The sequence below is a fragment of the Oscillibacter sp. UBA6647 genome (assembly GCA_002455655.1).
In the GTDB taxonomy this organism is placed as follows: Bacteria; Bacillota; Clostridia; order Oscillospirales; family Oscillospiraceae; genus Oscillibacter.
Genome location: DKLF01000067.1, coordinates 1 through 4,806 on the forward strand (window position 1 = coordinate 1; position 4,806 = coordinate 4,806).

At 57.3% G+C, this 4,806-nt stretch carries 10 protein-coding genes; all 10 read right to left on the reverse strand.

All coding sequences use genetic code 11. The features are described 5' to 3' along the window. Window positions 1–105: 105 nt before the first annotated feature. Window positions 106–450, reverse strand: a complete 345-nt coding sequence (rplQ, locus tag B2W96_RS04965) for a 50S ribosomal protein L17 (RefSeq protein ID WP_293009137.1) — start codon at window positions 448–450, stop codon at window positions 106–108. Window positions 451–509: 59 nt separating this feature from the next. Further along, entirely contained in the window at window positions 510–1,466 is a 957-nt protein-coding gene (locus B2W96_RS04970) for a DNA-directed RNA polymerase subunit alpha (RefSeq protein WP_293009139.1), read from the reverse strand. 87 nt (window positions 1,467–1,553) lie between these two features. Continuing rightward, on the reverse strand, window positions 1,554–2,156 hold the full coding sequence (gene rpsD / locus B2W96_RS04975) for a 30S ribosomal protein S4 (RefSeq protein ID WP_293009141.1): 603 nt from the start codon (window positions 2,154–2,156) through the stop codon (window positions 1,554–1,556). Between the two features lie 20 nt (window positions 2,157–2,176). Further along, window positions 2,177–2,584: a 30S ribosomal protein S11 gene (gene rpsK, locus B2W96_RS04980; protein WP_293009143.1), complete on the reverse strand. Its 408-nt coding sequence runs from the start codon at window positions 2,582–2,584 to the stop codon at window positions 2,177–2,179. A gap of 15 nt (window positions 2,585–2,599) precedes the next feature. After that, on the reverse strand, window positions 2,600–2,965 hold the full coding sequence (gene rpsM / locus B2W96_RS04985; RefSeq protein ID WP_293009145.1) for a 30S ribosomal protein S13: 366 nt from the start codon (window positions 2,963–2,965) through the stop codon (window positions 2,600–2,602). Between the two features lie 25 nt (window positions 2,966–2,990). Beyond that, window positions 2,991–3,104 (reverse strand): 50S ribosomal protein L36, encoded by a 114-nt coding sequence (gene rpmJ / locus B2W96_RS04990; protein ID WP_014116882.1) that lies wholly within the window; start codon window positions 3,102–3,104, stop codon window positions 2,991–2,993. Window positions 3,105–3,166: 62 nt separating this feature from the next. Beyond that, the gene (infA, locus tag B2W96_RS04995) at window positions 3,167–3,385 is read right to left on the reverse strand and encodes a translation initiation factor IF-1 (RefSeq protein ID WP_014116881.1); all 219 of its coding nucleotides are present in this window, start codon (window positions 3,383–3,385) and stop codon (window positions 3,167–3,169) included. Window positions 3,386–3,388: 3 nt separating this feature from the next. After that, window positions 3,389–3,673 carry a KOW domain-containing RNA-binding protein gene (locus tag B2W96_RS05000; protein WP_293009149.1) on the reverse strand — a complete coding sequence of 95 codons (285 nt, stop codon included), beginning with the start codon at window positions 3,671–3,673 and terminating at the stop codon, window positions 3,389–3,391. Window positions 3,674–3,683: 10 nt separating this feature from the next. Then, a complete protein-coding gene (map, locus tag B2W96_RS05005) occupies window positions 3,684–4,436 on the reverse strand; it encodes a type I methionyl aminopeptidase (protein ID WP_293009151.1) in 753 nt (250 codons plus the stop codon). A 7-nt stretch (window positions 4,437–4,443) separates the two neighbouring features. Further along, window positions 4,444–4,806 (reverse strand): adenylate kinase family protein (locus B2W96_RS05010; RefSeq protein WP_293009153.1); only part of this gene is annotated, 363 nt, incomplete at its 5' end.

A 4,806-nucleotide genomic window follows, 5' to 3' on the forward strand; every position in this document is an offset into this window, starting at 1 on the left:
CTCTATTAGCGCACTTCTTCTATAAAAACACGTTTCTTTCCCTACAGAAAAATTTGAATCCAAAAAAGCGCCCCTGCCGGTCGGCAGGGGCGCTTTCAAAATTATTTACTTTACCAGCTCGATAATGGCCGTCTCCGCGGCGTCTCCGCGGCGAATGCCGGTGCGGACGACGCGGGTGTAACCACCGTTGCGCTCCGCATAGCCGGGGGCGATCTCCTTGAAGATCTTTTTGCAAACATCCTCACGGGTAATGAAGGTCATGGCCTGCCGATAGGCGGCCAGATCGTTCTTCTTCCCCAGGGTGATCATCTTCTCGGCCAGGGGCTTGATCTCCTTGGCGCGGGTGACGGTCGTCTCCATAGCGCCTCTGTCCAGGAAATCGGTGACCTGCTGGCGAAGCATCGCCCTGCGCTGGTCCGTTGTTTTACCGAGTTTACGGGTTCCGGGCATTTCGGTATTCCTCCTTATCGGGAATTTTCTCTCCCGGCAGTCTCCCACCGGGCTTTCAGTCAATTATTCTCTTCGTCTGCCAAAGCCAGACCCATCATCGCCAGCTTGTTGATTACTTCCTCCAGCGACTTGCGGCCCAGATTGCGAACCTTCATCATCTCGTCCTCGGTCTTGGAAATCAGATCCTCCACGGTGTTGATGTTGGCGCGCTTGAGACAGTTAAAGCTGCGCACGCTCAGGTCCAGCTCCTCAATGGTCATCTCCAGCACCTTATCCCGCTGGGCCTCTCCCTTCTCCACCACCGTGGGCTTGCTGCCCACGTTCTCCGAGAGGTCGGTGAAGAGCGTGAAATGGTCGCACAGAATCTTGGCGCCAAGGGACACGGCGTCCCGGGCAGAGATGGTGCCGTCGGTCCAGACCTCCAGCGTCAGCTTGTCAAAATCGCTGGACGTGCCCACGCGGGTGGGCTCCACAGTATAGTTGACCTTGTACACCGGAGTATAGATCGAATCAATGGGAATCACGCCGATGACCTGCTGGGTCATTGCACGCTTGTTCTTGTCGGCAGAGACATAGCCCCGGCCGTGAGACAGTGTGATTTCCATATTCAGCGTCGCGCCGCTGTCCAGCGAAGCGATGTGAAGCTCGGGGTTAAGCATCTCCACCTCGCCGTCGGCCTTGATATCGCCGGCGGTGACCTCGCAGGGGCCGACGGCCTCTACATAGACCGTCTTCCCGCTTTCGCCGTGGAGCTTGGTGAGGAGGCCCTTTACATTCAGGACAATCTCCGTCACATCCTCCTTGACGCCGGGGACAGTGGAAAACTCGTGCTGAACGCCGGCGATCTTGATGGAGGTCGCAGCGGTGCCGGGCAGAGAGGACAGCATAATGCGGCGAAGCGCATTGCCCAGCGTGGTGCCATAGCCCCGCTCCAGCGGCTCCACCACATACTTGCCGTAGGTCACGTCGCCGGGAGCTTCGATACACTCGATCTGGGGCTTTTCGATTTCGATCATGCAGTTACCCTCCTTCATCTTCTCATTGCGGCAAAGCCCAAGGGCAGGCCGCGTTCGGTTCCTGTCATCTTCGAGGGTGTCCTCCGATTACTTGGAGTACAGCTCGACGATGAGGTGTTCCTCGATGGGAAGATCGATGTCCTCGCGGGCGGGCATCCGCACCACAGTGCCCTTCAGCGTATTCTTCTCGCGCTCCAGCCACGAAGGCAGCAGGAACATCACGGCGTTCTCGCCCACAAGACGCTTGAACGCTGCGGAGGAGCGGCTGGATTCCGCAACCTCAATCACGTCTCCCGCCTTGACCAGATAAGAAGGAATGTTGACCTTCTTGCCGTTGACAATGAAGTGCCCGTGGTTCACCAACTGACGGGCCTCGCGGCGAGTCATGGCAAAGCCCATGCGGTACACCACGTTGTCCAACCGACGCTCCACCAGAATCAGCAGATTGTCGCCGGTCTTGCCCGGAGTGGCCACGGCCTTTTCATAGTAGCTATGGAACTGCTTTTCCAGAATTCCGTAAATAAACTTGACTTTCTGCTTCTCGTTCATCTGAGTCGCATACTCGCTCTTCTTCTTTCTCATCTGGCCGCCGGGATTACGCTTGGTTTCCTTCTTGGCGTAACCCATCACGGCAGGAGAAATGCCCAGAGTCTTGCAGCGCTTGGCAATGGGCTGCATATTCTTAGCCATAAAGCTTTACCTCCTTCAAATCAGACACGGCGACGCTTCGGGGGGCGGCAGCCGTTGTGAGGAATAGGAGTGACGTCCTTGATCATCGTCACTTCCAGACCCACGGCCTGCAGTGCCCGGATAGCGGCCTCACGGCCCTGACCGGGTCCCTTCACGAAAACCTCGACGGTCTTCAGTCCGTGCTCCATGGCGGCGCGAGCGGCAGTCTCCGCTGCGGTCTGCGCCGCAAAGGGCGTGGACTTCTTGCTGCCCCGGAAGCCGAGGCCGCCAGAGGAAGCCCAGGAGAGCGCGTTGCCCTGGGAGTCGGTAACAGTCACCATGGTGTTGTTGAAGGAAGAGCGGATATGGACCTGGCCACGCTCGATGTGCTTTTTCTCACGGCGGCGGCGGACGACTTTCTTTCCACCGGAACTTGCTGTCTTAGCCATTTTCGTTCTCCCTCCTTACTTCTTCTTGTTCGCAATGGTCTTCTTGGGACCTTTGCGGGTGCGAGCATTGGTCTTGCTGCGCTGTCCGCGGACAGGCAGGCCTCTGCGGTGACGCAGGCCGCGATAGCAGCCAATTTCCGTCAGGCGCTTGATATCCAGCGCGGTCTGGCGACGCAGGTCGCCTTCCACGGAATAAGCCTCAATGGCGTCGCGGAGCTGCTGCTCCTCGGCGTCCGTCAGATCCTTCACGCGGGTATCGGGGTTGATGCCCGTCTGCGCCAGGATGTCCTTGGCGCTCTTTCTGCCGATTCCGTAGATATAAGTCAGTCCGATTTCGATCCGCTTATCCTTCGGCAGGTCAATGCCGGCGATACGTGCCATACTCTTAAAGCACCTCCATTTTTAATTAGCCCTGTCTCTGCTTGTGCTTGGGGTTCTCGCAAATAACCATGACACGGCCTTTGCGGCGAATGACCTTACACTTTTCGCACATGGGCTTCACGGACGGTCTTACCTTCATGTCTAACCATTCCTTTCAGCTTTTGTTCCCAGCCGCACAAAGCGGCGTAGGCAGTGTGTTCGTTACTTTGTACGCCAGGTGATCCGGCCCCGGGTCAGGTCGTATGGTGACATTTCCACCGTGACCTTGTCGCCAGGCAGGATCCTGATGAAATTCATTCTGAGTTTCCCGGAGATGTGCGCTAGGATCGTATGTCCATTGCCGATGTCCACCTTAAACGTGGTGTTGGGCATGGATTCAACCACAACGCCCTCTACTTCGATCATATCGGATTTTGCCAAGCCTTATCCCTCCTGGTCCGGATGAACCTCCCCGCGGTATTCCGCGAGGGCTCTGCGAAGCTCGCTGTTCGTGACTTTTTCTTCGCCTTTAATTTTTGTGGAAAGGCGGGTGTCGTCAGCGGCGACAAACAGCACATGTCTGCGCTTTTTGCGCTTGGGCGACTCTACCCTCCGTGATTTCCCATCCGCCAGCAGCAGATACTCCCCTTCTACGTTCATCACGCAGAAAAGCTTTCCCCGGTCCCTGCCGGCGCTGGACTGAACAATATTCGACTTTGCGATCTCCATAAGCACTCTCTCAAATTGCAGGAGCCGTCAAAATTTCCGGCTCGCCGTCGGTAATCAGGATCGTGTTCTCATAGTGGGCGGCGTTCTTTCCGTCCGCAGTGCGGACAGTCCAGCCATCGCTCATCTGATAAATGGAGGCGGACCCGGCGTTCACCATGGGTTCAACCGCAATCGTCATTCCCGCAAGAAGCCTGGGGCCCCGTCCGGGATGACCATAGTTCGGAATCTCCGGGGACTCGTGCATATCCGCGCCGACCCCGTGGCCGACGAATTCCCGCACAATTCCGTATCCGTGAGCTTCCGCGTAAGCCTGAACCGCTGCGGAGATATCCCCGGTGCGGTTGCCTTGACGCGCCTGCTTGATTCCCTCGAAAAAGCTCTGTCTGGTCACGTTGATCAGATCCTGAGCCTCCTTGGAAACGGTTCCGCAGGCAAAGGTTGCCGCGCAGTCCCCATGAAATCCGCCGATATACGCGCCCACATCCACGCTGACGATATCACCCTCCAGCAACACCCGTTTTCCGGGGATGCCGTGGATAATCTCGTCGTTGACGCTGATGCAGACGGAGGCCGGATAGCCCTGATAGTGCAGGAAGGACGGCACCGCGTGATTCTTTCGGATAAATCGCTCCACTTCGTCGTTGATCTCCTGGGTTGTAACGCCGGGCTTTACCATTTCCCCTGCCAAGGCACGGGCAGCCGCGGTAAGTTTTCCCGCTCGGCGCATCAAGTCGATCTCCTCCGGGGATTTGAGAATAATCATTTCATCCTCATTTCCCCAACGCGTGGAGGATTGCCTGAGAGGTTCCGGCCACGGTGGGCTGGTTCTCCACATATTCCAGAACGCCCCGAGACCTGTAAAAGTCCTTCAGCGGTTCTGTCTCCTTGTGATAGACCACGAGGCGCTGTTCCACAACCTCGGGGTCGTCGTCGTGCCGACGGCTCAATTTTCCGCCGCACTTGTCGCAGATTCCCTCCTGCTTGGGGGGAACCGCCACCACGTGAAAGCTGGCGCTGCACTGTTCGCACACCCGCCGGCCCGCCATGCGCTTCTCAATCTCCTCATCAGAGATTTCGATGGAAATTACGTGGTCAAAGTAAATACCGGCCTTCTCCAGCGCCTCGGCCTGAGC